Raw genomic sequence first — 24,732 nt, 5'->3', positions numbered from 1 at the left:
TACTACGGTGTGAACGCAAGCTCACCAACCCCGGGAGGACCATGAACGGCTCTGGTTCTCCGACGTTGGAGCAGGTCGCGGCGCTCGCCGGGGTGTCCCGGGCGACCGTGTCGCGGGTCGTGAACGGATCGCCCAAGGTGCTGCCGGACACCGTCGCCGCGGTCCAGCGGGCGATCGGCCAGCTCGGCTACGTGCCGAACCGGGCCGCCCGTGCGCTGGTGACGCGCCGGACCGACTCGATCGCGATCGTGGTGCCGGAGCCGGACAGCCGGGTGTTCTCCGACCCGTTCTTCGCGGGCATGCTGGCCGGCGTGAGCCGGACGCTGGCGCCGACCTCGTCCCAGCTGGTGCTGCTGATCGAGCCGGCCGAGGGCGACGACCAGCGCCTGCTGCGCTACCTGCGCGGCGGGCACGTCGACGGCGCGATCATCATCAGCCACCACGGGCGCGACAACGTGCTGCAGGAGCTCGCGCAGTTGCCACTGCCGATCGTGTTCAGCGCCCGCCCGCTCGGCGTCGACGTACCGGTGGCGAGTGTGGACGTCGACAATGTCGCCGGCGCCCGGACCGGCGTCGAGTACCTGCTGTCGATCGGCCGGCGGAAGATCGGGACCGTCACCGGTCCGCTCGACATGACCGCGGGGCTGGATCGGCTGACCGGGTACCAGGAGGTGATGAAGGAAGCGGGTCTGCCGACGGCGATCGCGTACGGCGACTTCACCGCCGACGGTGGTGAGCAGGCGGCGCTCCGGCTTTTCGACGACCACGCCGACCTGGACGGGGTGTTCGTCGCGTCCGATCTGATGGCGACCGCGGCACTCCGGGTGCTGTCGCAGCGCGGCCGGAAGGTGCCGGACGATGTCGCCGTGGTCGGGTTCGACGACTCGGTGCTGGCGACCACGACGACGCCGAAGCTGACCACGGTCCGCCAGCCGGTCGAGCAGCTCGGCGCGCGACTGGCCGAGATCCTGCTGGCCAAGATCGGCGGCGCGGACCTGCACAGCCCGGAGATCTACGACACCGAGCTGATCATCCGCGACTCCGCTTAGGGAGTGCGCGCCGGATCTGAGGGTTTGTGGTGCTGATCTGAGGGGTTTCCTCGGATGTGGCTGCCAGGGGTGCGGACCGATCGTGAAGGGGTAGCGGCGATCCACGCCGCACAGTCCCCAGGAGAAGTCATGAACCGCAAGTACTACTCAGCCTTCGCAGTATCCGCAGTCGCCATGGGCGCGGTCGTCTTCACCGCAACCGAGGCCTCGGCCACGATGAGCGACCCGCAGCCCAGGCCCACGACCCAAGCCGTGCCGGACTGGCCGGACGAAGGGTCGGGCTACCCGGCATCGCAGGGCAGCACCCCGGAGTACAACTACCCGAAGTACGACCCGCAGTACGAGGTCGTCCCCACCAAGGCGGCCCCCAGCCAGGCGACGGTGAAGAGCTCATCCGACGGCAACGGATTCCAGTTCGTGCAGTCCGGCGCGTCCGCAGCCGCTGGTGCGGCCGTGGCAGTGAGCTGCATGTGGATGTACCGGCGTCGTCAGACGCCGGCCGCGTAGCCCGGCAAGCCGCGATCCCTGAGCTGCGGAGGACGGACCGATGTCGGGAATCGTTCTGCTACTGATGATCGGGGTGGCTCTGGGGATCGGAGTCCTGGTCCTGGCCAGCGTGTACGGCGGGATTGGCCAGAGCCAGGATCCGGACACCGAGACCTGGCGTCGGGTGAACGCCGAAGTGGTCTCGGTCCTGCGGACCAGCACCTCCACCTTCCTGCTGGTTCGCTATGTGGTCGGGACCTCGCTGATCCACAACGACGTGCGGTACCCGCTCCCGGGAGTCGTGCCGCCGGCGGGTCAGCGGGTCCCGATCCGGTTCGATCCGATGACACCCGCGCGAGCGGTGTTCGACCGCCAGGCGTCCACCGGTACGCCGCCGAAGGTGGCCGGTCCGGCCTGACCACGTCAGACTGGGAGCCGTGGGAGGGGCTGCGGTCGCGCGCTCGCCTGGAATGGTCGGCCGGATCGAGGAACGACGGATTCTCGGGGCGGCGATCCAGGGAGCGGTCGAAGGACGGCCGTGTGCGGTGTTCGTGCACGGTGAGGCCGGCGTGGGCAAGACTCGCCTGGTCAGAGCAGTGTGTGACGAGGCCGCGGCGAACGGTGTCGCGGTCCTGTGGGGCCGATGTGTGCGGTTCGGCGCGGTGGATGCGCCGTACGTGCCGCTGATCGGCGCATTGGAGGGCTGGGCCGAGTCGGCCGAGCCCCGTGAGCGGTCCGAGGTACTCGATGCGGTCCCAGCCGCGGGCGAGTTGTTGCCCTCGCTGGGCGGTCATACGTCCGACAGCGCGGTCCGGCTGTTGTCCGTGGTGGACGCACTGATCCAGGCGATCGCTTCGCATGGTCCGACGGTGCTGGTGGTGGACGACGTGCAATGGGCCGATCTGGCGTCACGCGACGCGCTCGCCTACCTGGTTGCCGGCTTCCGCAGTCAGCGGCTGGCGGTTCTGACCACCTACCGGGACGAGGAAATGGTGTCTGGTGACCCGATGCACACGTGGCTGGCCGACCTCCGTCGGCTGCCATCGGTCACCGACGTGCGGTTGGACCGGCTGAGCTGGGACGAGACCGAGCTGCAGCTGGCGCTCCTGCTGGGTGGTACGCCGCACCGCCGGCTGGTGGACCAGGTCGTACGCCGGTCCGACGGCAACCCGTATCTCACCGAGTTGCTCGTGCAGGGGCTGACGAGCACCGCCGAAGGACTTCCTACCGATCTTGCGGCGGAGCTCACCGGGGCACTGCTGGCTGCCTGGCATCGGCTCTCGCTCCCGGGCCGCGAGGTGATGCGGTTGATGGCGGTCGCCGGCCGGCCGACGTCGATCGATGACCTGCGGGAGGTCGCCGCGGCGCGGGGGATCGATCGCGAGGCGTTGATCGGTGCGCTGGCCGAGGCGACGAACGCCGGCATCAGCGTGGCCCAAGGTCGTGACGAGTGCTGGTTCCGGCACCCGCTGCTCGCCGAGCTTCTCTACGCCACCTTCGTTCCCGGTGAGGCCGAGCCCGTGCACGCCGCCTGGGCCGCGACGCTGGAGTCCCGTCCCGCCAGCGGTCTCGACGAATTGCAACGGCAGGGCGACCTTGCGCTGCACTACGAGCGGGCGCGTGATCTGGAGGCCTGCCTCGACGCCTCCCTGCGAGCAGCCGATCTGGCGAAGGGGATCCGGTCGCCGCATGAAGAGGCGGTCCATCTACGCCGTGCGGCGCGCCTGTGGCCGATGATCCACCACGATGCCGGCCGGGGAAGTGAGGCAGACCTGTTGGAGCGCGTTGCCCGGGCCAACGATCTGCTCGGAGACGGCGAGGCGAGCTTCGCGGCCTGGAGTCGCACGCTCGAACTCGTCGACGAGCGAACCGACCCACTCCGCGCCTGCCGGGTGCTGAGGCGCTGGGCGGACTCGGCCTGGGCCACCGGCCGGACCAAGGGCAGGCCGGTCGCGGAGGCAGAGCATGCGGTCGACCTGAGCCGGGCGTTCCCGGACAGCCATGAGTACGCCGACGCACTGGCATATCTCAGCTGGTGTCAATGGTGGATGAACGACCTGGAACTGTCCCGGACGTACGCCGAAAAGGCGGTCCTGGCAGCCCATCGATCCGGGTCCACTGCGGCACTGGGCTTCGCCTATGCGGTCCGCGGCAACGGGGATGTCCACGGCGAACGCTCCGATGCCGATACCGCGGAGGGCCTGCGTTTCGCGAAGCTGACCGGTGACCCGGAACTGACCTGGCGGGTTGTCGTGATCAGGAACAACTATCTGATCCGGCGGGGTCGCGTGCTGGAATGCGTCGAGATCCTCCGAGAGTTCCTCCCCGTCGCGCTCGACGTGGGCGCGCTCTCGGTGGCGGTCTTCGCGGCTGGATTGCTGTCCCATCACCTCTTGATGCTGGGGCGCCTGCACGAGAGCAGCGTCGTCCTCCGCGAAGGGCTTTCGCTGGCGGCACTGCCGATCGCGAGCGCGACGGTCCGGCTGGGGGCAGCCTCGCTGTCGGTACGGCGGGGCGAGCTGGAGGTGGCGGGACTGCACCTGCAACGGGCCAGGGAGTTGATGGGCCTCGAGAGCCGGGCCGGGTTGGCGGCACAGACGATCCTGGCCGAGTACCTGCTCGCAACGGACGAGGCCGAGCAGGCGCTCGACCTGCTGTCGCGCACGATGGTCGCCCATTTCGCCGATACCCGGGACGCGGACGAGATGCTGGTGTGGGGTGCCCGGGCAGCCGCCGACCTGATAGAGGCGGCGCGGGACCACAACGACAGCGCAGCCCTCGGGAGAACCCGAGCGGCCTTGGACGACCTCCTGGCCGTGCGGAGGAGCATGCAGCCGGCGCCCTTCGAGGTCAGCGGCCCCGACGACCTTGTCCAGCCGGCGATGCAGGCGTTGTTCACCGCCGAGACCGCACGGTGCATGGCCGACAAGCCCACGTCGGTCGTCTGGACGGAAGCGGTACGCCGGTGTGGCGACGCCGGACTGCGGTGGGACGAGGCCGTCGCCTCCTGGCGGTGCGCGCAGGCCTTGCTCGACGAGGGCGCCACTCGGGCTGTTGTCGCCGTACCGCTGCGATCGGCGTACCGCTTCGCTGTCGAAGCCGGTGCGGCCCCGCTCCGGCAACAGGTCGAGACACTCGCCGCCCTCGCCCGGATCCGGCTCGAGGAGCCAGCCGATCCGTCGCCCGTGCAGCCGCCGGCTCCCTTCGACTCCTTGACCCGGCGCGAGCAGGAGGTGCTCTCCCACCTGGTGGCGGGCCGGACGTACGCCGAGATCGCCAAGGCCCTGTTCATCAGTGAGAAGACGGTCAGCGTGCACGTGTCGAACCTGCTGCACAAGACCAGTACGTCGTCCCGGCGCGAGGTTGCCGCTCTCGCCGTCAGACTCGGCCAGCCGGCGAACAGCAAGGACTGACCGGCCTACAGCCGGTCGATGGCGCGCTGCGTGAGCCGGTTGCCGGGCACCGGGTGGCCGACGGCCGTGCCGTACAGCACGATCTCTTCGTCGGTGTCGACGCGCAGCAGCGCGGACAGTTCGTCGTCGAGGAAGCCGCCGAGATTGACGGCGCCGAGGCGTAGCCCGGTTGCCGCGAGCACCATATTCTGCGCGACGTGCCCTGCCTCCAGGAGTAGGTAGCGGTAGCCGCGGTCGCCGTACCTGCTCAGGCTGCGGTCGCAGACGGCGGACTGCAGCAGGACGACGGTGGCTTCGGCGGCCCAAGGCTGTCCCAGGAACAGTGAGCTGACCAGCGGCGGAGGCACTGCTTCTTCGCGGACCTGCTCCAGGCCGTCGGCGAATGGCACGTAGTGGTAGATCCCGGCGGGGAGGCCGGCCACCGAACGCACCAACACACTTATTTCGAGTGGATAGAGCCCACCGGCGGACGGCACCGGGCGATCGGCGATCTGCAGCGGGCCGTCGTCAGTCACTCCGGTGATGCCGTACCCGGCCCGCAGCAGTGTGGCCAGTTCGGCCAGGCTGATGGGCTGGTCGCGGAATGCGCGGCAGGACACCCGCTCGCGGATCAGGTCGGCCAGTGACGCACCGACAGGTACGCCGGGCGGCAACGGGAACCACGGTGCCCTCGGGTCCTCCCGCCCCGGCCCGGGACGCCGCACCGGCGCGTCCGGCGTGTCGAACGCCGAGCGGGTGGATCCACGGTGGTACATCCAGGCCAGTGGCTGACCGTTACGGAAGGTGGTCATCGGCCGGCCTCACGCCAGTGGGTGCGGGTCGAGGTTCAACTCGTCCAGCCGTGCCGGCCCGGGCCGCAAGCCTATCCGGCTTGGCATCTCGAGCAGCCGGCGTCCACCTAGCCGGGCCCGGTCCGCACCGAACCAGATGGGGACGAAGCCCGGGACCAGACCGCGCACCACGTGGATCCCGAGAGCGGCCACATCCGGCGGCGTGAGGTCCACCGCGAGCACGTCCGGCGCCACCGCGGCCAGCGACCGGGTCAGATCCGTCAGGCCATCATCATTGCCTTGGGCAAGGACTGGCGCGGCGTCCGGCCAGGGTTGCCGCGGCGCGTCGCGGAGGAACCGCATCCCGGTCGCGGCCGCGCGCGGGTCGGCGTACAGCAGATCGTGGTCTCCGAGGGTTGTCACCTTGGCCGGCATCGCGGCCAGTTCCGCCGCCCGGGCACGAACCGCGGGGTCGCGGAGGCTGCTGCCCAGGATCGGCCGCACCTGGCCGGCCTCGAGGACCGCGGACCGCGCGGCGGCGACCGGATCCAGTGCCGCACTGACGCCGATCGCCGCGGCGGGCAGCCGGTCGGACCACATGATCGCGAGTGCGACCGTCGCCACCGTGTCGCAGGGCAACAGATGCACCACGACCTCGACACCGCGACGTGCGTACAGCGCGGCGATCGCGCGGGTCTGTTCGTCCGGAACGTCCTCGGCCGCTACACACCGCCCGGGCAGTCGATGCGACCACGCGATCGCGAACGCGTCCCGCTCGACTACCTCGAGCAACGCCCGCAGCGTCGCGCCGGCCAGGTCGGGCCACGCCGCGAAGCCGGTGGACGTGGCCGGGAACAGCGCGGCCCCGGTCGGCGGCAGGTAGCCCAGATGCGTTGCTAGCAACGGAATCCAGACCTCATCGCCGGTCACCAGCGAATGGGCCGGCACCCATTCCAGCTCGGTCTCCGGCCGCCACCGCTGGTACGGCACGACGTCGTACTGATGGTCGGCGAACAGCACCAGGTCCCGCGGATGCAGCCCGGGCCGGTCCAATCCGTCGTACGTCGAACTGATCCTGCGCTCCGGTTGCCAGGTCATTGCCGCGTACCGCTCCAGGGCTTCGCCGACCGCGCTGTGTCGAGCCTGCTGACGACTCCACCCTTTCCCCGAGCACGAGACGAAGGCGTTGACACCGGTGCGGAAGTGCGAGTTGGCAAGCTCGGCGCGGACGATGAACGGCCGCTCCGGCTCGGTCGGCGCCTTCGGCATCAGCTCGACCCTGCGGACGACGCCGCACAGCGGATCGACCGCGCGCTGGGCGAACATGCCGGCCTGACCCTCAGCGGGCCGTGGCCGGCGGCCTTTTGCTGAGCACGCCGGACAGTCCGGGCGTGGCAGCACCGGGTGCAGTTCCTCGGCGCCGGATGCGTCGAGTGTCAGGACGCTGCCGGCCAGCCGTGGCGGGGCGACCGCCAGCGTCAGCGCGAAGACCTCCGCCACGAGCCTGCCGGCGACCATCGGCAGCAGTGCCGGCAGCACAGGCCTCGGCGCGGCATCCGGGATCCGGAGGGCGTCGAGTGCTTCCTCGTCTGCCATCGCCGCGGTGAAATCATCCGCACAGGCGAGCGCGCGCATCCGCCAGCATAAGAAGCATGGGCCTTCGCCGGGCAGCACAAGTGGACCGATGGTTGCCCGGGTGCCTTCGATCTCGGCGTGCAGTGTTGGTACGTCCAGCATCAGACCGGTCGTGTTGACCCACGGATGGAGAACCGGAAGCGTGCCATCACCGGCCGCGACGACAAGATCCGCACCCGTCATCAACTCCGGCAGTTCATCGCGCTTGCGCGGATAAGGAAGCCGTACCACGCCGCCAGGACCGACACCCGAGCTCGTCAACGCCGCGCTCATCGCGTCAGCGAGATCCGCCCGCCCGATCAGCACGACGCGGAGCGCCGCCCGCCGACCGGCGAGCACGCTCCGCTCGCGATCTGACGACGACACCAGGGACAGCCGGTCCGGGACCGAAGTCATCCGCCGAGATCAGCGAACCGCTGAACGGTGGCGGGGTCGTAGGCACCGCTGGTGCCCGATCCGAGCCCAGGCTCGAACAGACCCGACATCGCGCACTTGTGCACGAACCTGAAGTGGGAGACAGTTCCTCCCGCTGCAAAAGCCGTCGCGTCCGCAAACTCGCTCTCGAGCTGGAGACCACCCGTCGTGGTCGCCAGGATGTTGCGGACCTTGATGTAGGCCTGCCACTCTTCCGGGCTGACGCCATCCAGCGCGTTCTTCAGCTCGGCGATCTGGGTCTTGAACGCGTCGAAATCCTCTGGAGCCGACATCGCTTCCCCCTCTTGTCGTGCCACCCTGCATCGAGTATCGACCCGGCGGCCTGGGGCCGTCGAGACTTAAGGTGGGTCGTTCTGGAACTGGAACTGCACCCGGATCGAGTCGTCCAGGGGTAGGACGACGGTTGTATTGGACGCGCTCCAGTGCTGCGGGACCAGGAACATCCGGTTCTGGCCGACCACGAGCAGCCGGAGGCCGCGATAGCGATAGTGGAACGTCTGACCCGCGCCCGCCCGGAGCGCGGTCTCCTCCAGACCCGGTGACCGCAGCGCGAGCCTCTCCTTCGTGTCCAGGATGACGACGGGGAAGCGATCCAGGTGCCGAGCGTCGGACTTCGCCAGTCCGCGGCCCGAGTACTGCGCTGTCGTCGCGGTCGCCCAGAACGCGCAGGTCACGGTCACGACCGCGAGCAACGCGATCAGCACCCGCTGCGTGCCGAACTCCGGATCGACCTTGGCACGCAGGTAGGTCAGGTACGCGAGCGCGGCCGCGGCCAGTCCGATCACGGCCGGCACGACGAGGGCGTAGTACGGAAGGTGCCCGATCAGCGGAAACGCGAGCAGGCCGGCCACTCCGACCACCAGTACGGCGGCCGCCGCCCGGGCGGATCGTCGTACGGCGACAGCCGTCGGATGGATCGCCTTGTGCAGCAGCAGACCGCCGACGGCGAGCAGGGTGATGCCGAGCAGTGGGACGAGGAGTGGCTGCGGACTGCGCATCACGTAGTCCTGCGTACTCAGGCCGATCGTGTCGACGTCGATGCCGAAGTACTCGTACTGCGATCGTGACGAGACGTAGCCGAAGTAGAACAGCAGCGCGCTGATCAACGTGACCGGCGCAACGATGCCCGCGGCGAAACTCACCCACCGCTCAGCCTGCGACCGCTCGTCGGCCATCCGTCACCCACCCGACGGCGTCGCGTCCGGCGTGGTCCCGGCCGACGGCGTCTCCTTCGGCGAGGTCCCGTTCGAGGCTGTCTCGCTCGGGGTCGTCTCGAGCTCCTCGGGGAAGAAGGAGATCTGACTTCCGCCGAAACCCTCGGCGAGACTCTGGCAGTCCGCCTTGGTGGCGCAGACCGCGCTCGCCTTGATGATGAGGCGTACCTCGTCGCTGCTGCTCACGAGTTGGCGGGCACCGACGTAGCACGGCGCGGGATCGCCCGACTGCCACTTGATGCCCGAACACGGCTGACGGCCGCCGCAGGCCGATTGGCGCAGGGTGAAGACCCCCTCGGACTCGAGGTGGATCTCTTTGACAGTGATCGTCGTACCGTCCGGGATGGGCTTCTTGCCGAGCCAGTTGACGATCGCGCAGTGGTCGACGCCGTCGACGGAGGGGTTGTCCCCTCCGATCGGCGCGTTGGCGATCTTGATCGACGGCTTCTGCTGCTTGGTCTGCGTGCTTTCCGGATCGGTCGGCTCCGGCGCCGGTGCACCGGTGGACTCCGTGACGTTCGGCTCGGGCGCCGGTTCGCCGGGGGAGTCCGGGACGGTCTGTCCCTGCGTCGGCGTAGCCCCGCTGCTCGGCGTACCTGCGCTGTTCGGTGTACCTGCGCTGTTGGGTGTGCCTGCGCTGCTCGGCGAACCCGCGCTGCTCGGTGTACCTGCGCTGCTCGGTGTAGCTGCGCTGCTCGGCAAACCCCCGCCGTTCGGTGTATCTCCGCCGCTCGGCTTATGTGTGCAACTCACCGCCGATACGGCCAACGCCGCGATCGCCAGCAGCCTCCAGATCATGACGGTCATCGTCAGCCGCCGGCGGAGGTCTCGGTGGTGGGTGTGTCCAGGACGTCCGGGGCGAAGGTGATCTGACTGCCGCCGGTGCCGTTGGCCAGGCTGTCGCAGTCCTCCTGGCTCGCGCAGGTCGCCGAGACCGGGATGATCAGACTGACGTCCTTGGAGCCGTTCGCGATCTGGCGGACGCCGACGTAGCAGGCCTGGAAGCTGCTCGACTGCCACTCGACGTTCGTGCACGGCCGGAGGTCGCCCGCACACGACGACTGATCCCAGTCGAAGACACCACCCGGATCGAGACCGGGCGTGCCGAGCTTGATCGCGGTCCCGTCCGGGATCGGGTTGCGCCCGAGCCAGTTGACCTCGGCGCACTGCCTGCTGCCGTCGACGTCGACATTGCCGCCGATCGGTGCGGACGCGAGCTCGATCGCCGGCTGCTCTTGCGGTGCCTGGCTGCTCTCCGGGTTGGTCGGTTCGGTCGCCGGCTCGCCGGTGTCGTCCGGGGTCGTGAGCACCCCGGGTGTCGGCCTACCGCCGTCATTCGTGTCCGAACACCCTGCCAGCAGTACGGCGACCATCGCGATCCCCACGGTGAGTTCGCGCATGTCGACCACCCCCAGCAACAGAATGACCCTGCGTGCAGACGCCGACAACCTTTTGTTCACTCTCCGCTGCGACAACTGTCAATCCACGTGATGACCGTGGTATCTCTGAGCAGTGCCCTGCGTCATCCAACGCAGGACACAGAGGGGGCTGCATGACCGACCACGAGATCCGGATCGCGCTGGTGTTGAACGGCGGGGTCAGCCTGGCCGTCTGGATGGGCGGAGTGACGCACGAGCTGGATCTGATCCGGCGCGCGTCCGGCGACGGCACGGCACCGAAGTCGCAGCCGTACGACGAGCAACTCGCCAAGCGATGGCGTGATCTGTGCCGGCAGGGCGACGAGGACCGGCGGGTCGTGGTCGACGTGATCGCGGGGACGAGTGCCGGCGGTCTGAACGGGTCGTTGCTGGCGACCGCGATCTCGAACGGCTCGACGCTGGACCCCGACGGCGAGGATGGGCCGTGGCTGCGGCAGAAGTGGGTCGCGCTCGGTTCGCTCGAGGTCGGCAAGCTGGTCCCCTCGGATCAGAAGGCGACCTCGGTGCTCGACGGCAAGTACTTCCTGCAGGAGCTGGACACCCTGATCAAAGGGGTCGCCGACGCGGGTGAGTCCGCGGCAGAGGAGCCGGTCACGCTGTTCGTGACGGCGTCCGGGCTGGGTGTGCAGCAGTTCGAGGCCAGGGACGCCGCTGGACAGGCCTTCGTCGTGCCGGATCACCGCTATCTGTACGCCTTCACCAGTGAGAACGCGGCGACGTACGACGGCAAGACCCGGACGTACTCCATCGCCGACAAGAACGGACTGAAGGACACCAATCTGCTCGCCCGGGCGGCCCGCGCGTCCGCGTCGTTCCCAGCCGCGTTCGGGCCGGTGCTGGAGACGCCCAGGCTGGCCGCGAGCCCACCGCGAACGCAGCCGACCACCGGCGAGGCCGGCGCCTGGCTCGTGGACGGCGGCGTCCTCGACAACGCGCCGTTCGGTCCGGTGCTCGACGTGGTCGCGCGGCGGCCGGTGGCCGGACGGGCGACCCGGTACGTGCTGTACGTCGTACCGTCCTCGGGGATCGGGAGTGCGTCGACGGCGTTGCCCGAGGCGAAGGAGCCGAGCTGGCGGGTGGCCGCGCTGTCGGCCGTGCAGTTCCCGCGCGAGGTGGACTTCCGGTCCGACGTCGAGCAGCTCGAGCGGCTGCTGCTGGAGGCGGACGCGTCCTGGTCGGACACCCAGCGGCTCTTTGATCGTTGCATGAAGCAACCAGAGGAGCGGACCCGGCTGCAGGCGGCGGCCGCGGCGCTGCAGCCGGTGTACTCGCGGGGCCGGGCGGCCGGCGGGGTGTGGGAGGCGGTGACGATCGCGAACCACGACCAGTCCACCGTGCTGGACGCGGCGACCGCGCTGTCGGAGCCGGAGATCGACGAGATCCTGGCGACGAAGCATCCGTGGGTGCCCGGACCGGACGGTTCGACGGCGGCGTTGCAGGACGATGCCGACGGGGACCCGAGCTGGTTGTGGGGGACCGGTGCGGCGGAGCGCGTCGTACGCCTGATCCTGCGCTCGCTGCGGGGCCGGGTCAGTGACGCGCCGCAAGCCGAGCGACCCGAACTCGAGCGGCGGTTGAAGGCGGCCAGTGACTGCCTGCTCCAGGTGCAGGCGGTGCGGGACGCGCTGAACGAGCGGCTGGCCAAGGCCGATCTCGATCTGCGTCCGGCCGGTGGTGCCGAGGCGGTCGCGATCGGGCTGAACGACATCTTCGACGAGTTGCAGATCCAGCGTGCGCTGGGTGACACGTTCCTCGACCTGATCGCTGCCATCGGCTGGGAGCTCATCGACACCGCGCTCGAGGTGGAGATCGTGTCGCGGTGCACGTCGGCGCGGACGCCGCAGCAACGCAGCGCGCCGTTCCAGTTCCTGCGGCTGGGGCCGGACATCCCGCTGACCCTGCTGGACGACCAGCCGGAAGGCTCGATCGCCAACGACCTCAAGGACCGCATCCTGTACGGGACGCAGGTCGGGCACTTCGGCGCGTTCGGTGCGGCGGACTGGCGGCGGTGGGACTGGCTGATGGGCCGGTTGCACTGTGTCGCCCATCTCGGCGCGATGCTCGGCGCCGACGCGGACTGGATCCGCGAGACCCAGCGGCAGGTGCTGGAGGCCGAGGACTGGAAGATCCAGACCGTCACCGAATGCATCCAGCGGCTGGCCGAAGACTTCCCGGCCGACGCCGGCCTGGGCGCGCTGGTGACGATGCGGGACGAACTCAACGGTTCGGTCGAGGGCCGGGCGACCACGAAGGGTCTGGCCGACCGGATGGTGGCGGTCTCCGGCGGCCTCGGGCCGCAGGTCGGCGGCTGGGTCAAGGCGGCGGCCGGCCGCAAGCACCAGCCCGAGTCATGGCTGCTGCGCTGCGCCCGCTGGTTCACCGAGCCGGCCCGGCAGACCGCCTGGGAACGGATGGTGCGGGGGGTGAAGCTGAGCCCGGCGCAGCGGCCGCTGCTGTTCGAGCCGTGGTTGCCGTTGGCAACTTTTGGGGCCGGCGTGGTGCTCCTCGTCGTCGCCGGGATCGTCGACGTGGCCGCCGTACGGATCGTCCTCGCGGTGCTGGCCGGTGCGGTACTCGCGGTCGCCGCGGCGCTCGGCGTGGTCACCTGGTACGTCCGGCGCGCACGGCGGCGGATCCAGTCCTGGATCGAGGACCGGATGCCGGAGATCAGTCCAGCGTCACGAAATCGATGAGTTCCTCGACCCGGCCGAGCAGCGCCGGGTCGAGATCGGCGAAGCTGTTCACCTTCGACAGGATGTGCTTCCAGGCCGCGGCCACGTCGGCCTGATCGGTGGCCGGCCAGCCGAACGCCTGCAGCACGCCCTTCTTCCAGTCCTGCCCGTGCGGGATCTTCGGCCACGCCTTGATCCCGACCGATGACGGCTTGACCGCTTCCCAGATGTCGATGAACGGGTGCCCGACCACGAGCACGTGGCGGTCGGTGACCTGGGCCGCGATCCTCGATTCCTTCGAGCCCTCGACCAGGTGGTCCACCAGGACGCCGAGCCGGCGGCCGGGACCGGGCTGGAACCGGTTCACGATCCCGGGCAGGTCGTCGACGCCCTCGAGGTACTCGACCACGACGCCCTCGATCCGCAGGTCGTCGCCCCAGACCCGCTCGACCAGTTCGGCGTCGTGCCGGCCCTCGACGTAGATGCGGCTGGCCCGGGCCACCTTGGCCCGGACGTTGTCGACGGCGACCGAGCCGGACGCTGTCCGGATCTTCTTCGCCGGCCCGGCCTTCTTCGGCGCCTTCAGGCTGACCGGCTTGCCGTCCAGCCAGAACCCCGGACCGAGCGGGTACGTCTTGATCTTGCCGAACCGGTCCTCGAGATCGACGACCCCGTGCTCCCAGCGCACGATCGCACCGACGAACCCCGAACTCGGCTCCTCGACGACCATCCCCTTCTCGATCTCCACCTCGACGGTCCGCCCGTTCTTGGGCTTGCGCCAATCCCCACTGAGTACGTCGTTCCCATACCGATCAGCCACCGCACAACCGTATGCGGTGGACGGACTAGAACGTGGGAGCGGCGTGCGTCGCGGTGGCCTGACGGCTCGGTGCGGTGATGGTGAGGACCAGGTAGGTGAGGAAGCCGACGACCAGACCGACCGCCCACGAGTAGTCGTACAGCGGCTTGAGGAACGGGATCAGGCCGTCCTGCGGGAACGGGCCGGCGCCAGGGTTCGAGTACGCGCCGCCGACGGCCAGCAGCGAGCCGAGCAGGGTGGCGACGACGCCTCGCCAGTTCCAGCCGGCGGAGTACCAGTAGCGGCCGTCGGGCAGGTAGAGGTCGGCGAGGAACAGGTTGGTCCGGTCGATCAGCCAGTACCCCGCGATCAGTACGCCCGCGACCGACGCGAGCAGACCGCCGTAGAAGGAGAGCCAGACGAAGATGTAGATGGACGGATCCGAGATCAGGCGCCACGGCTGGATCACGATGCCGACCACGCCGGTGACCAGGCCCGCAGTGCGGAAGTTCAGCCACCGGGGGAGCGCGTTGGCGAAGTCGTACGACGGGCTGACGACGTTGGCGGCCACGTTGCACGACATCGTCGCGAGGATCGCCATGATCAGGCCGATCGTCACGACCAGCGGGTTCTCGAACCGGCGGGTCAGCTCGACCGGGTCCCAGATCGCCGTACCGTAGACCAGCACCGTGCCCGACGTGGTGATGATCGAGACCAGCGCGATGAACGACATCGTCGTCGGCAGGCCGATGATCTGGCCCCAGACCTGCTGCCGCTGGCCCTTCCCGAACCGGGTGAAGTCCGGCATGTTCAGCGACAGCGTCGCCCAGAACGCGATCATGCCCATCAGCGCCGGCGGGAAGATCTTCCAGAAGTCACTGCCCCAGCCGAGTTTCGACGGCTGGTCCAGGATCGGGCCGAGCCCGCCGGCCTTGACCAGGATCGCGATCATCAGCGCCAGGAACGCGACCGTGACCAGCGGCGCCGCCCAGTTCTCGAACCGTCGGAGGCCCTCGATGCCACGCCAGATCAGCCCCATCTGGAGCACCCAGAAGAACGCGAAGCTGAGCCACATCGTCCACGGGTGGCCGCCGATCGCGGACGCGTCGGTCCAGCCCTTGCCGAACAGCTCACCGACGATCACGTAGATGGCCTGCCCGCCGATCCAGGTCTGGATGCCGAACCAGCCGCAGGCGATGAAGGCCCGCAGCAAGGCCGGGAAGTTCGCGCCGCGGACGCCGTAGAAGGCGCGCGCGAAGACCGGGAACGGGATGCCGTACTTCGTCCCCGCATGACTGTTCAGCAGCAGCGGGACCAGGACGATCAGGTTCCCCAGGGTGATCGTGAGGAACGCCTGCAGCCAGTTCATCCCGAGCGCGACCAGGCCGGCCGCCAGCAGATAGCTCGGGATGTTGTGCGCCATCCCCATCCACAGGGCGGCGTAGTTGTACGTCGTCCAGGTCCGCTCGGGCAGCCGGGTCGGCGCGAGTTCGGCGTTGGCGTACGGGCTGTTCGCGATCGCGTCCTGATCGCTCAGCTCGACCCGCCCATCGGAGTGAACGGTCTGCTCTGTCGTGGTCATTGGCCCCACCACCCGATCCGTCGAGGACGTTCCGCTTCGGAACAACGTGCGGTACGACGTGACGTCCTGTCAACGGACAACTACAACAATGCGCCTTCAGGCCATCAGCTCGGACCGAGCAGTGGCAGCGTCGGTCGGCGCGGGGTGCCGAGAACCTCGTAACCACGCTTGATCGCGACCTGCAGTTTCTCGAGCGGCCAGGGCCAGTCGTCGGTGTGCTTCAGTGCGTCGTCGAGCGAGGTGCCGGCGTAATGGAGCCCTGAGATGGTGTTGGCGACCGTCCCCAGATCACCGGCCTGGGTGCGGACGAACTCCGCATCCACGACGGCGCCATGTCCTGGAACGACTTTCGCGGTGTCCGACAACAGGCCGATCACGCGGTCGAGCGTTTCGGGCCATTCGAGTGGAAAGGAATCGTCGCCGTACGACGGAGGTGCGGACTCCTCGACGAGATCGCCGACGAAGAACACGTCCACATCCGGTACGACGACCACCACGTCGCCGTCGGTGTGTCCGTTGCCCAGATGCAGGAGCTCGACCCGGCGATCACCGAGGTCGACGACCTTCGCGACGGAGAAGGTGGTGGCCGTCAGCTTGGCGGCAGCGGCGGTGTTCTCGTGCGCGATGACCTCGGCCTGGTCGAACACGCTGTTGCCGACGACGTGGTCGAAGTGAGCGTGCGTGTTGACGACCCAGCGCACCGGTACGTCGGTCGCCTCCCGGACATGGTCACGGAGTTCCTCGGCCTGCTCGGTCGTGGCCCGGGTGTCGATCAGCAGTGCGCCGTCGGTCCCCGCGACCAGGCCGACGTTCAGGTCCCATTCGTCGTACCGCCGGACCCAGCACCGATCCCCGACCTCGACCCACTCACTCATGGCGCCGACAGTACTTGCCGATGATCCAGGTGACGGAATCGGACTTGAAGGCGGCCCGGGACGGGCTTACTGTCACGGTGGCGGCTCGCAATTTTCGGCGCTGCTCCGAAAACTTTCGAAGGGCGGACGTTTTGACGACACGACGTGCACTGGTGGTCCGGGGCGGCTGGGAAGGTCACTCCCCGGTCGAGGCGACCGACCTGTTCATCCCGTTCCTGCGGGAGAACGGCTACGAGGTCACCGTCTCGGACACGACCGAGAGCTACCTGAACCTGGACGGTGTCGACCTGGTGCTGCAGTGCGTCACCATGAGCGAGATCCCCGCCGAGCACGTCAAGGGCCTGGACGCGGCGATCCGGAACGGCACCGGTCTGGCCGGCTGGCACGGCGGCATCGCGGACTCGTTCCGGAACAGCGCGGACTACAACTTCATCGTCGGCGGGCAGTTCATCTCGCACCCGCACGGCTTCACCGACTACCGCGTCGACGTGGTCGCCGAGCACCCGATCGTCGAGGGCATCAGCCACTTCGACGTCCACACCGAGCAGTACTACATCCACTACGACCCGACGGACACCGTGCTCGCGACCACGACGTTCCAGTCGCACCCGGACTACCCGTGGATCGAGGGCGCGGTGATGCCGGCCGTCTGGACCCGGACCTGGGGCGAGGGCAAGGTCTTCGTCTGCACCGTCGGCCACAAGCTGGACGACCTCGAGGTGCCCGAAGTGCGCACGATCATCGAGCGGGGGCTGCTGTGGGCGAGCAAGTGACGGGCATCGGCATCGTCGGCACCGGAGTCATCTCCGGCACCTACCTGGACCACCTGGCGAAGCTGCCGGGCGTCGACGTGGTCGCGGTCGCCGACCTGGACATCAGCCGCGCCCAGGCGATCGCCGACAAGAACCCGGGCATCCGCGCGCTGTCGCCGCAGGAGCTGTACGCCGCGGACGACGTCGACATCGTGCTCAACCTGACCATCCCCGCCGCCCACGCGCCGGTGCACCAGGCCGCGCTCGAAGCCGGCAAGCACGTGTACGGCGAGAAGCCGCTGGCCGTGGACCGTGCCGCGGCCGAGCCCCTCCTGAAGTACGCCGCTGCCAACAACCTGCGCGTCGGTTGCGCGCCGGACACCGTGCTCGGCACCGGCACCCAGACCGCGCGGGCGGTGATCGACCGCGGCGACATCGGCGTACCGCATGCCGCGAGCGCGTCCTTCGTCACGCCTGGACACGAGCTGTGGCACCCGGCGCCGGAGTTCTACTACCAGCCCGGTGGCGGTCCGGTCCTCGACATGGGTCCGTACTACATCACCAGCCTGGTCACCCTGCTCGGTCCGGTACGGCGGGTCACCGCGCGGAGCGGTCGGTCGAAGGAGGAGCGCAAGATCCACACCGGTCCGCGGGCCGGCGAGACCTTCCCGGTCCAGGTGCCGACGCACGTGACCGGCGTACTGGAGCACGAGTCGGGTGCATTGACCACTGTGTTCATGTCGTTCGACATCTGGGCCACGCGGTTGCCGCGGATCGAGGTGCACGGGACCGAGGGCAGTGTGTCGGTGCCGGACCCGAACGGCTTCGACGGCACGGTGGAGATCGCCACGGCCACGAACCGTGACTGGACCGAGGTCCCGGTCAGCGGTGGGTACGCCGGAGCCGGCCGGGGAGTCGGGGTCGCGGACATGGCGCGTGCGCTGCGCACCGGCGAGCCACACCGGGCCGACGGCGCACTGGCCTACCACGTGCTCGACGTACTCGAGTCACTCCTCGAAGCGGCCGCCCAGGACCAGCCGGTGGACGTCGCGAGCACGGTCGACCGCCCGGCCGCCGTACCGTTGGGGGCGTCGCCCGAGTCCGCCTGAGACCCGTCCCACGCCGCAACGCGTCGGTGCGAGCTACTACGGCTCGGTAGACTGGCACTCTGAGCGCTGGAGTGCCAAGGGTCGACGCCGAGAGAGGGTGGTGCGCGTGCTGGACGACCGCAAGCTGGATGTACTGCGCGCCATCGTCGAGGACTACGTGGCGACCCACGAGCCGGTCGGCTCCAAAACGCTGGTCGATCGGCACAACCTCGGGGTGTCGCCGGCGACCGTGCGCAACGACATGGCCGCGCTGGAGGAGGAGGGGTACATCACCCAGCCGCACACCAGCGCCGGCCGGATCCCGACCGACGCCGGGTACCGGCTGTTCGTGGACAAGCTGAGCACGGTCAAGACGCTGTCCCCGGCGGAGAAGAAGGCGATCACGTCCTTCCTGGCCGGTGCGGTCGACCTGGACGACGTCGTCCGCCGTACCGTCCGGCTGCTCGCGCAGATCACCCGCCAGGTCGCGATCGTGCAGTATCCGTCGCTCAACCGGTCGAGCGTCCGGCACATCGAGGTCGTCACGATGACCCCGCGCCGGCTGCTGCTGGTCCTGATCACCAGCACCGGCCGGGTCGAGCAGCGGATCGTCGAGCCACCGCACGACGTCGATGAGCAACTGATCGCGGACCTGCGGTCCCGGCTGAACACGGTGCTCGCCGGTCAGCGGCTGACCGACGCGACGACGTCGCTGGCCCAGGTCAGCGAGACGTTCGCCCCGTCCGACCGCCACCTGGTGGCGGCGATCGTGACCACCCTGATGGAAGCGTTCACCGACGAGGGCGGCGAGCAGCGGATCGCGGTCGGCGGCGCGGCCAACCTGACCCGGTACGGCGACGACTTCGAGCGCAACGTGAAGCCGGTGCTGGAGGCGCTGGAGGAGCACGTCATCCTGCTCAAGCTGCTCGGCGAGGCGACCAACCCGCAGACCCTGACGGTCCGCATCGGGCACGAGAACCCGTACGAGGAACTGGCCACCACCTCGGTGGTCGCGACCGGGTACGGGTCCAAGTCGGAGGCGCTGGCCACGCTCGGCATCGTCGGCCCGACCCACATGGACTATCCGAGCACGATGGGCGCCGTCCGCGCCGTCGCGCGTTACGTCAGCCAGATCCTGGCTGACTCATGACTATCGCTATCAACCCCTGGTCTGGAGTATGAGCACCGATTACTACGCCGTCCTGGGCGTCAGCCGTGACGCCTCAGCGGACGAGATCAAGAAGGCGTACCGCAAGCTGGCGCGCCAGTACCACCCGGACGTGAACGACTCCGAGGACGCGCACCACAAGTTCCAGGAGATCGGCCGCGCGTTCCAGGTGCTGAGCGACCCGCAGAAGCGGCAGATGCACGATCTCGGTGGTGATCCGTTCGCGACCGCCGGCGCGGGCGGCGGGGCCGGTGGGTTCGGTCAGGCCTTCACCTTCACCGACATCATGGACGCCTTCTTCGGCCAGACCGGCGGGGCGACCCGCGGGCCGCGGCCGCGGACCCGGCGTGGCCAGGACGCGCTGATCCCGCTGCGGATCGACCTCGCCGAGGCGGCGTTCGGGACGACCCGGGAGCTCAAGGTCGACACCGCCGTCCTGTGCCCGACCTGTTCGGGGTCCGGCGCGGCGGCCGGGTCCGAGCCGGTCACCTGCGAGATCTGCCACGGCCGGGGCGAGGTCACCCACACGCAGCGGTCGTTCCTCGGTGAGGTGCGGACCATGCGGCCCTGCCCGAACTGCCGCGGCTACGGCACAACCATCCCGAATCCGTGCGTCGAATGCTCCGGCGACGGTCGCGTCCGGTCCCGCCGTACCGTCACCGTGAAGATCCCCGGCGGCGTCGACAGCGGCACCCGGGTGCAGCTGTCCGGCCAGGGCGAGGTCGGCCCCGGTGGTGGCCCGGCCGGCGACCTGTACGTCGAGATCGAGGTCGAACCGCACGACATCTTCACCCGCAACGGCGACGACCTGCACTGCACCGTCACGCTGCCGATGACGGCGGCGGCGCTCGGCACCACGATCGACCTGCCGACCCTCGAAGGCGAGACGACCCCGCTGGAGATCCGGCCGGGCACGCAGTCCGGCACCGCGCAGACGCTCACGGCCCGCGGTGTCCCGCGGCTGCGGCACGCGGGGCGCGGCGACCTGATCGTCCAGGTGATCGTCGAGACCCCGACCAAGCTCGACGACTCCCAGGCCGACCTGCTCCGGCAACTCGCCGAGTCCCGTGGCGAGGAGCGCCCGCAAGGCCACGTCCAAGCCACCCACAAAGGCGTCTTCGGCCGCCTCCGCGACGCCTTCGGCGCCCACTAGATGGGAGTCGCGGTCTTCTTCGCCGAGAGGCTGGACGGCGACGAGCTGACCCTGGAGGGAACCGAAGGCCGGCATGCGGCTGTGGTTCGGCGGATCGGGCCCGGTGAGCGGGTTCGGCTGACCGATGGGCGCGGGGCCTGGGCCGAGGGGCCGGTGGTTGCTGCGGGCAAGGCTGGTGTGACCGTGGCCGTGGATGAGCGCGGAAGTGTGCCAGCGGCGCGGCCGCGGGTGGTTGTGGTGCAGGCGGTGCCCAAGGGGGAGCGGGCCGAGCTTGCGGTGGAGATGCTCACCGAGGTGGGCGCCGATGTGATCGTGCCGTGGAACGCGGAGCGGAGTCAGTTCCGCGCCAACCCGGAGCGGATCGCCAAGACGCTCGCGAAGTGGCAGGCGTGGGCATTCGAGGCGAGCAAGCAGTCGCGGCGGTCGTGGTTCGCCGAGGTCGCGCCGATCGCCTCCACCGCCGAGGTCGCGCAGTTGCTCGCCGACGCCGCTTTGCCCGTCGTGCTGCACGAGGAAGCCACAGTCCCGCTCGCTGCCCTCGACGTACCTGATGACGGCGACGTCGTGATCGTGATCGGCCCCGAGGGTGGCATTGCCCCGGACGAGCTGACCGCCTTCGGGGTCGAGCCGGTCCGGCTCGGCGACACCGTCTTGCGTACCTCGACGGCCGGGGTCGCCGCGGCTGCCGCGCTCCTCGCGCGCTCGCGCTGGACCTGACCGCGCGCGGTCCGCAGGCCAGAGACGACCTAGACTGTTAGACAGCAACCGAACATTACTGTGCGACGAGGATCGAGCTCTTATGGCTGTGGACTCCGCCCGAACGCGCTCGCTCAGCCACGCCGACCCGGCCGAGGTGCCGTTGCAGGCGGCGCTCGACGCGCTCGCCGACCCGGTCCGCCGGTCGATCCTGCGTGACCTGGCCGGGCACGACGACTGGACCCGCGCCTGCGGCACCTTCGACCTGCCCGTGACGAAGGGGACCCGCAGCCACCACTTCGCCGTACTGCGCGCCGCCGGCCTGATCGAGCAACGCGACGAGGGCACCCGCCGCCTCAACCGCCTCCGGCGCCCGGAATTCGACCGGGCCTTCCCAGGCCTGCTCGCCGCGACCATCGACCGCGCGGACTGATCCTTACAGAGCCCGAACATTGCGCCGATGGTCCTCGAACGGGGTTCGGGGAGAGTCGTTCTTGTCAGGTTGACCGAGAACGAGGAGTGCAGAGATGCGCAGGTCTGTGCGCGGCACGGTGGCGGTGGGTACGTCGGCCGTCCTACTGGTGGGCGGTCTGGTCGGAAGTACGACGGTCGCGTCGGCCGATCCGAGTCCGACGCCGACTCCGACGTACAAGCAGGTCACGCTCAGCCCGGAGGAGTCGCAGCGGCTGTGCGCCGAGAAGCTGCCGAAGCTGATCGAGCGCCGCGACAAGCTGGCGAAGCGGATCAGCGGCGGCGCGGACGTGAAGGGTTCGGTCGCGTGGCTGAAGGCGCGCGCCGAGAAGCAGAAGGCCAAGGGGCACGAGAAGATCGCCGCCCAGCTCCAGAAGCGGGCCGATCGCCGGTCCGAGCGGCTCACCCAGCTCGGCACGATGAAGACGAAGCTCGAGACCTTCAAGTCCCAGCACTGCCAGGTCGCGAAGTGATGCGCAAAATACTGGTCGTGCTCGCGGGTACGGCGGCGATGGTGATCGGACTGTCGTCGTGTGGGAACTCCGCCGAGCAGTTCGGGCAGCAGGGAACCGGACAGCCCGCTCCTGCTCCGACGGCCACTCAGCAGGTGGGGTCGCCGGAGCAGGAGTTGGCGGGGATCGGGTCTACCCTGGACGCGATCGATGGCGAGCTGGCAGCAGACGGCTCACCCTGAGCAGGCACTCCAGGAGCAGATGATGACCGCAGCCGCTCGCGGGCTGGTCCTGGTCGTGGAGGACGAGGCGGCGATCGCCGAGGTGATCGCGCTGTACCTGCGGCGTGACGGGTTCGGCGTACAGGTCGAGTCCGACGGCGAGGCCGCGCTGGCCGCTTGGCGCCGACTGCACCCCGTCGCAGTGATCCTCGACATCGGGTTGCCGGGGCGCGACGGCACGGACATCTGCCGCACGATGCGCGCGGCGGGGGACTGGACTCCGGTCCTGTTCGTCACCGCGCGCGACGACGAGGTCGACCGGCTGCTCGGCCTCGAGCTCGGCGCCGACGACTACATCACCAAGCCGTTCAGTCCGCGCGAACTGGCCGCGCGGGTGCGGACCGTACTGCGGCGATCGGCCGGCACGTTACCTGCCGGGGACGTGCTGTCGGTGGGGGCGGTGCGGGTGGATGTGAGTCGGCGGCGGGCGTGGGCCGGTGACGCCGAGGTGAGTCTGACCTCGACCGAGTTCGATCTGCTCGCGCAGCTGTTCCGGCGGCCAGGGCGGGTGTTCGAGCGGGATGAGTTGCTGAGCTCGGTGTGGGGATACCAGGCGTCGGCCGGGACGCGGACGGTCGACGTACACATCGCTCAGCTCCGGGCCAAGCTCGGATCGTCCAGTCCCATCCGCACCGTCCGCGGCGTCGGGTACGCCGCGGATCTCGACTGATGGCGTCCGTGCCGCACGATCTCCGCTCCGCAGGAGACGAGGTCGGGCGAGGATCACTGGCGACCCGGATCGTGGTCGCTTGCGTGGCGGTGGCCGGGATCGCCGTGCTCGTGGCGGGCGTGGTGATGGCGGGGCTGGCCCGGCGGTCGGCTCAGAACGTGTTGCAGGACTCGCTGTCCGCGCAAGCTGATGTGATCGCCAGTCAGGTGGACGAGCGGGGTGCGGGGTCGCGAACGGTGGGGCTCGGGCGGGTTGCCCAGGTGGTGCGCGGGCAGGGGATCGTCGTGGTGATTCTGCTGCCCCGGAGCCGGATCCAGCCGACGGACCAGCGGTCCATCCAAGCCGCGACCACGGCGGGGCTGAACGACATCGGGAGTACGCAACGGATCTCGGCCACGGTGAGCGTCGACGGCACGGACTATCTGGTCGAAGCGCGCGGCATCGGCGAGAGTTCCGGCTTCGCGCTGGTCGAGCCTGTGCGGCTGGCGGCGGATACCCAGCGGATCCTGATCCGCAACATCCTGTTCGCGCTCGGCGCCGGTCTGCTGGTGGCGGCGCTCGCTGGTGCCCTCCTCGGTCGATTGCTCGGCCGGCCATTACGTCGTACGGCGGATGTCGCGGCGGCAATGCGTCAGGGGCGACGGGATCTGCGTGCGCCGGTTGAGGGACCGGCTGAGGTCGCTGAAGTGGCGCAGGCGGTCAATGAGCTGTCGATTGCCTTGCAGCACAGCGAGGAGCGGCAGCGGGAGTTCCTGCTCTCGGTCTCGCATGAGCTCAGGACACCGCTGACCGCTGTCCATGGGTTCGCTGAATCGCTTGCCGATGGAGTGGCGACGGATCCGCGGCACGCTGGGCAGGTGATCCAGCAGGAGTCGCAACGGCTCGAGCGGCTGGTCAGCGATCTGCTGGACCTGGCGCGGATCGGGGCCGACCAGTTCCAGCTCGATCTCGCCCAGGTGGATCTGCGCGAAACGCTGAGCGCGTGCGCCGAGGTCTGGCGGGTGCGCTGCGAGCGCCAAGGTGTGCACTTCCGCCTCGACCTGCCGCCCATGCCGGCTGTAGCCACCACTGACCCCCGCCGAATCCGCCAGGTCCTCGACGGCCTGGCCGAGAACGCCCTCCGCGTCACCCCGCCCGGCGCCCAGCTCACGATGTCACTCACCCAGCCTGGTCCAGGTGTGGTGGCGATCCAAGTCCGCGACGGAGGCCCCGGACTTGCCCCTGAGGACTACGCCGTCGCCTTCGAACGCGGCGTACTCAACCAGAAATACCGCGGCCGCCGCCCAGTAGGCTCCGGCATCGGCCTGGCCCTGGCCCACGGCCTCATCACCAGACTCGGCGGCACCCTAACCGCCGCCCCCGCCCCCGAACGCGGCGCCGCCTTCACCATCCACATACCAACTGACGCCAAGCACACCGGTGGCTAAGGACACCGCCTTCGGCGGCGACAGTTCTTTCAGCCGCCTCCGGCGGCGCCGCCAACCGGCGACACCGGTCGACGTCATCGGCGGAAGAACCGTGTCTCATGCCGACCGATGAACCGAGCAGCCCCGCCGCCTGCTGGGGAACCTCCACCCAACCACCTGACGGTGGTTCGACAACCTCCACCAACCGAGTACCTGACGGTGGTCG

The 24,732-nt window shown here is 69.4% G+C and carries 24 protein-coding genes; 15 read left to right on the top strand and 9 right to left on the bottom strand.

Going from position 1 to position 24,732, the window contains the following annotated elements; all coding sequences use genetic code 11:
• The first annotated feature begins 41 nt into the window (after positions 1–41).
• From OG876_RS42130 to OG876_RS42115, 4 genes are all read left to right on the top strand, one after another.
• The gene (locus tag OG876_RS42130) at positions 42–1,049 is read left to right on the top strand and encodes a LacI family DNA-binding transcriptional regulator (protein ID WP_328522344.1); all 1,008 of its coding nucleotides are present in this window, start codon (positions 42–44) and stop codon (positions 1,047–1,049) included.
• Between the two features lie 129 nt (positions 1,050–1,178).
• Positions 1,179–1,556, top strand: a complete 378-nt coding sequence (locus OG876_RS42125) for a hypothetical protein (protein WP_328522343.1) — start codon at positions 1,179–1,181, stop codon at positions 1,554–1,556.
• 40 nt (positions 1,557–1,596) lie between these two features.
• Complete coding sequence (locus tag OG876_RS42120; protein WP_328522342.1) at positions 1,597–1,953, top strand: hypothetical protein; 357 nt, start codon at positions 1,597–1,599, stop codon at positions 1,951–1,953.
• A gap of 19 nt (positions 1,954–1,972) precedes the next feature.
• A complete protein-coding gene (locus OG876_RS42115) occupies positions 1,973–4,948 on the top strand; it encodes a helix-turn-helix transcriptional regulator (protein WP_328522341.1) in 2,976 nt (991 codons plus the stop codon).
• Positions 4,949–4,953: 5 nt separating this feature from the next.
• Here OG876_RS42115 and OG876_RS42110 read toward each other — a convergent pair whose 3' ends face one another.
• From OG876_RS42110 to OG876_RS42085, 6 genes are all read right to left on the bottom strand, one after another.
• Positions 4,954–5,739 (bottom strand): SagB/ThcOx family dehydrogenase, encoded by a 786-nt coding sequence (locus tag OG876_RS42110; protein ID WP_328522340.1) that lies wholly within the window; start codon positions 5,737–5,739, stop codon positions 4,954–4,956.
• 9 nt (positions 5,740–5,748) lie between these two features.
• Positions 5,749–7,749 carry a TOMM precursor leader peptide-binding protein gene (locus tag OG876_RS42105; protein ID WP_328522339.1) on the bottom strand — a complete coding sequence of 667 codons (2,001 nt, stop codon included), beginning with the start codon at positions 7,747–7,749 and terminating at the stop codon, positions 5,749–5,751.
• Entirely contained in the window at positions 7,746–8,060 is a 315-nt protein-coding gene (locus OG876_RS42100; protein WP_328522338.1) for a hypothetical protein, read from the bottom strand. The genes OG876_RS42105 and OG876_RS42100 overlap by 4 nt, the downstream gene beginning before the upstream one ends.
• A gap of 66 nt (positions 8,061–8,126) precedes the next feature.
• Entirely contained in the window at positions 8,127–8,963 is an 837-nt protein-coding gene (locus tag OG876_RS42095; protein WP_328522337.1) for a hypothetical protein, read from the bottom strand.
• Positions 8,964–8,966: 3 nt separating this feature from the next.
• Positions 8,967–9,800, bottom strand: coding sequence for a hypothetical protein (locus OG876_RS42090; RefSeq protein WP_328522336.1), 834 nt, complete (start codon positions 9,798–9,800; stop codon positions 8,967–8,969).
• Between the two features lie 11 nt (positions 9,801–9,811).
• On the bottom strand, positions 9,812–10,402 hold the full coding sequence (locus OG876_RS42085) for a hypothetical protein (protein ID WP_328522335.1): 591 nt from the start codon (positions 10,400–10,402) through the stop codon (positions 9,812–9,814).
• 152 nt (positions 10,403–10,554) lie between these two features.
• Here OG876_RS42085 and OG876_RS42080 point away from each other — a divergent pair, with 152 nt between their 5' ends.
• On the top strand, positions 10,555–13,134 hold the full coding sequence (locus tag OG876_RS42080) for a DUF3376 domain-containing protein (RefSeq protein WP_328522334.1): 2,580 nt from the start codon (positions 10,555–10,557) through the stop codon (positions 13,132–13,134).
• Here OG876_RS42080 and OG876_RS42075 read toward each other — a convergent pair.
• The 3 genes from OG876_RS42075 to OG876_RS42065 all read right to left on the bottom strand — a co-directional run bounded on the left by OG876_RS42075 (position 13,109) and on the right by OG876_RS42065 (position 16,369).
• The gene (locus tag OG876_RS42075) at positions 13,109–13,933 is read right to left on the bottom strand and encodes a DUF3097 domain-containing protein (protein ID WP_328522333.1); all 825 of its coding nucleotides are present in this window, start codon (positions 13,931–13,933) and stop codon (positions 13,109–13,111) included. The two genes, OG876_RS42080 and OG876_RS42075, sit on opposite strands and share 26 nt — an antisense overlap.
• Positions 13,934–13,958: 25 nt before the next feature.
• Positions 13,959–15,494: an NCS1 family nucleobase:cation symporter-1 gene (locus OG876_RS42070; protein WP_328522332.1), complete on the bottom strand. Its 1,536-nt coding sequence runs from the start codon at positions 15,492–15,494 to the stop codon at positions 13,959–13,961.
• A 104-nt stretch (positions 15,495–15,598) separates the two neighbouring features.
• Entirely contained in the window at positions 15,599–16,369 is a 771-nt protein-coding gene (locus tag OG876_RS42065; RefSeq protein WP_328522331.1) for an MBL fold metallo-hydrolase, read from the bottom strand.
• Between the two features lie 131 nt (positions 16,370–16,500).
• Here OG876_RS42065 and OG876_RS42060 point away from each other — a divergent pair, with 131 nt between their 5' ends.
• The 10 genes from OG876_RS42060 to OG876_RS42015 all read left to right on the top strand — a co-directional run bounded on the left by OG876_RS42060 (position 16,501) and on the right by OG876_RS42015 (position 24,527).
• The gene (locus tag OG876_RS42060) at positions 16,501–17,142 is read left to right on the top strand and encodes a ThuA domain-containing protein (protein WP_328522330.1); all 642 of its coding nucleotides are present in this window, start codon (positions 16,501–16,503) and stop codon (positions 17,140–17,142) included.
• Positions 17,127–18,230, top strand: a complete 1,104-nt coding sequence (locus OG876_RS42055; RefSeq protein ID WP_328522329.1) for a Gfo/Idh/MocA family protein — start codon at positions 17,127–17,129, stop codon at positions 18,228–18,230. Before OG876_RS42060 ends, OG876_RS42055 begins: the two co-directional genes overlap by 16 nt.
• Positions 18,231–18,336: 106 nt before the next feature.
• Complete coding sequence (gene hrcA / locus OG876_RS42050; RefSeq protein ID WP_328522328.1) at positions 18,337–19,359, top strand: heat-inducible transcriptional repressor HrcA; 1,023 nt, start codon at positions 18,337–18,339, stop codon at positions 19,357–19,359.
• A gap of 28 nt (positions 19,360–19,387) precedes the next feature.
• The gene (gene dnaJ / locus OG876_RS42045) at positions 19,388–20,530 is read left to right on the top strand and encodes a molecular chaperone DnaJ (RefSeq protein ID WP_328522327.1); all 1,143 of its coding nucleotides are present in this window, start codon (positions 19,388–19,390) and stop codon (positions 20,528–20,530) included.
• Positions 20,531–21,247, top strand: coding sequence for a 16S rRNA (uracil(1498)-N(3))-methyltransferase (locus OG876_RS42040; protein ID WP_328522326.1), 717 nt, complete (start codon positions 20,531–20,533; stop codon positions 21,245–21,247).
• An 82-nt stretch (positions 21,248–21,329) separates the two neighbouring features.
• Positions 21,330–21,659, top strand: coding sequence for an ArsR/SmtB family transcription factor (locus OG876_RS42035; RefSeq protein WP_328522325.1), 330 nt, complete (start codon positions 21,330–21,332; stop codon positions 21,657–21,659).
• A 94-nt stretch (positions 21,660–21,753) separates the two neighbouring features.
• A complete protein-coding gene (locus OG876_RS42030; protein WP_328522324.1) occupies positions 21,754–22,170 on the top strand; it encodes a hypothetical protein in 417 nt (138 codons plus the stop codon).
• Positions 22,170–22,391 (top strand): hypothetical protein, encoded by a 222-nt coding sequence (locus tag OG876_RS42025; RefSeq protein ID WP_328522323.1) that lies wholly within the window; start codon positions 22,170–22,172, stop codon positions 22,389–22,391. Before OG876_RS42030 ends, OG876_RS42025 begins: the two co-directional genes overlap by 1 nt.
• The gene (locus tag OG876_RS42020; RefSeq protein WP_328522322.1) at positions 22,360–23,100 is read left to right on the top strand and encodes a response regulator transcription factor; all 741 of its coding nucleotides are present in this window, start codon (positions 22,360–22,362) and stop codon (positions 23,098–23,100) included. Before OG876_RS42025 ends, OG876_RS42020 begins: the two co-directional genes overlap by 32 nt.
• Positions 23,100–24,527: a sensor histidine kinase gene (locus OG876_RS42015; RefSeq protein ID WP_328522321.1), complete on the top strand. Its 1,428-nt coding sequence runs from the start codon at positions 23,100–23,102 to the stop codon at positions 24,525–24,527. Before OG876_RS42020 ends, OG876_RS42015 begins: the two co-directional genes overlap by 1 nt.
• Positions 24,528–24,732 lie beyond the last annotated feature (205 nt).

The organism is Kribbella sp. NBC_00359, assembly GCF_036097425.1.
Lineage (GTDB): Bacteria > Actinomycetota > Actinomycetes > Propionibacteriales > Kribbellaceae > Kribbella.
Note: the sequence above shows the minus strand (reverse complement) of the source record. Positions and strands in the feature narration are given on the sequence as shown.

Coding starts and splice junctions, on each gene's coding strand:
- OG876_RS42130 (WP_328522344.1), top strand. CDS start 42: ATGAACGGCTCTGGTTCTCCGACGTTGGAGCAGGTCGCGGCGCTCGCC.
- OG876_RS42125 (WP_328522343.1), top strand. CDS start 1,179: ATGAACCGCAAGTACTACTCAGCCTTCGCAGTATCCGCAGTCGCCATG.
- OG876_RS42120 (WP_328522342.1), top strand. CDS start 1,597: ATGTCGGGAATCGTTCTGCTACTGATGATCGGGGTGGCTCTGGGGATC.
- OG876_RS42110 (WP_328522340.1), bottom strand. CDS start 5,739: ATGACCACCTTCCGTAACGGTCAGCCACTGGCCTGGATGTACCACCGT.
- OG876_RS42105 (WP_328522339.1), bottom strand. CDS start 7,749: ATGACTTCGGTCCCGGACCGGCTGTCCCTGGTGTCGTCGTCAGATCGC.
- OG876_RS42100 (WP_328522338.1), bottom strand. CDS start 8,060: ATGTCGGCTCCAGAGGATTTCGACGCGTTCAAGACCCAGATCGCCGAG.
- OG876_RS42095 (WP_328522337.1), bottom strand. CDS start 8,963: ATGGCCGACGAGCGGTCGCAGGCTGAGCGGTGGGTGAGTTTCGCCGCG.
- OG876_RS42090 (WP_328522336.1), bottom strand. CDS start 9,800: ATGATCTGGAGGCTGCTGGCGATCGCGGCGTTGGCCGTATCGGCGGTG.
- OG876_RS42085 (WP_328522335.1), bottom strand. CDS start 10,402: ATGCGCGAACTCACCGTGGGGATCGCGATGGTCGCCGTACTGCTGGCA.
- OG876_RS42080 (WP_328522334.1), top strand. CDS start 10,555: ATGACCGACCACGAGATCCGGATCGCGCTGGTGTTGAACGGCGGGGTC.
- OG876_RS42070 (WP_328522332.1), bottom strand. CDS start 15,494: ATGACCACGACAGAGCAGACCGTTCACTCCGATGGGCGGGTCGAGCTG.
- OG876_RS42065 (WP_328522331.1), bottom strand. CDS start 16,369: ATGAGTGAGTGGGTCGAGGTCGGGGATCGGTGCTGGGTCCGGCGGTAC.
- dnaJ (WP_328522327.1), top strand. CDS start 19,388: ATGAGCACCGATTACTACGCCGTCCTGGGCGTCAGCCGTGACGCCTCA.
- OG876_RS42040 (WP_328522326.1), top strand. CDS start 20,531: ATGGGAGTCGCGGTCTTCTTCGCCGAGAGGCTGGACGGCGACGAGCTG.
- OG876_RS42035 (WP_328522325.1), top strand. CDS start 21,330: ATGGCTGTGGACTCCGCCCGAACGCGCTCGCTCAGCCACGCCGACCCG.
- OG876_RS42030 (WP_328522324.1), top strand. CDS start 21,754: ATGCGCAGGTCTGTGCGCGGCACGGTGGCGGTGGGTACGTCGGCCGTC.
- OG876_RS42025 (WP_328522323.1), top strand. CDS start 22,170: ATGCGCAAAATACTGGTCGTGCTCGCGGGTACGGCGGCGATGGTGATC.
- OG876_RS42020 (WP_328522322.1), top strand. CDS start 22,360: ATGGCGAGCTGGCAGCAGACGGCTCACCCTGAGCAGGCACTCCAGGAG.
- OG876_RS42015 (WP_328522321.1), top strand. CDS start 23,100: ATGGCGTCCGTGCCGCACGATCTCCGCTCCGCAGGAGACGAGGTCGGG.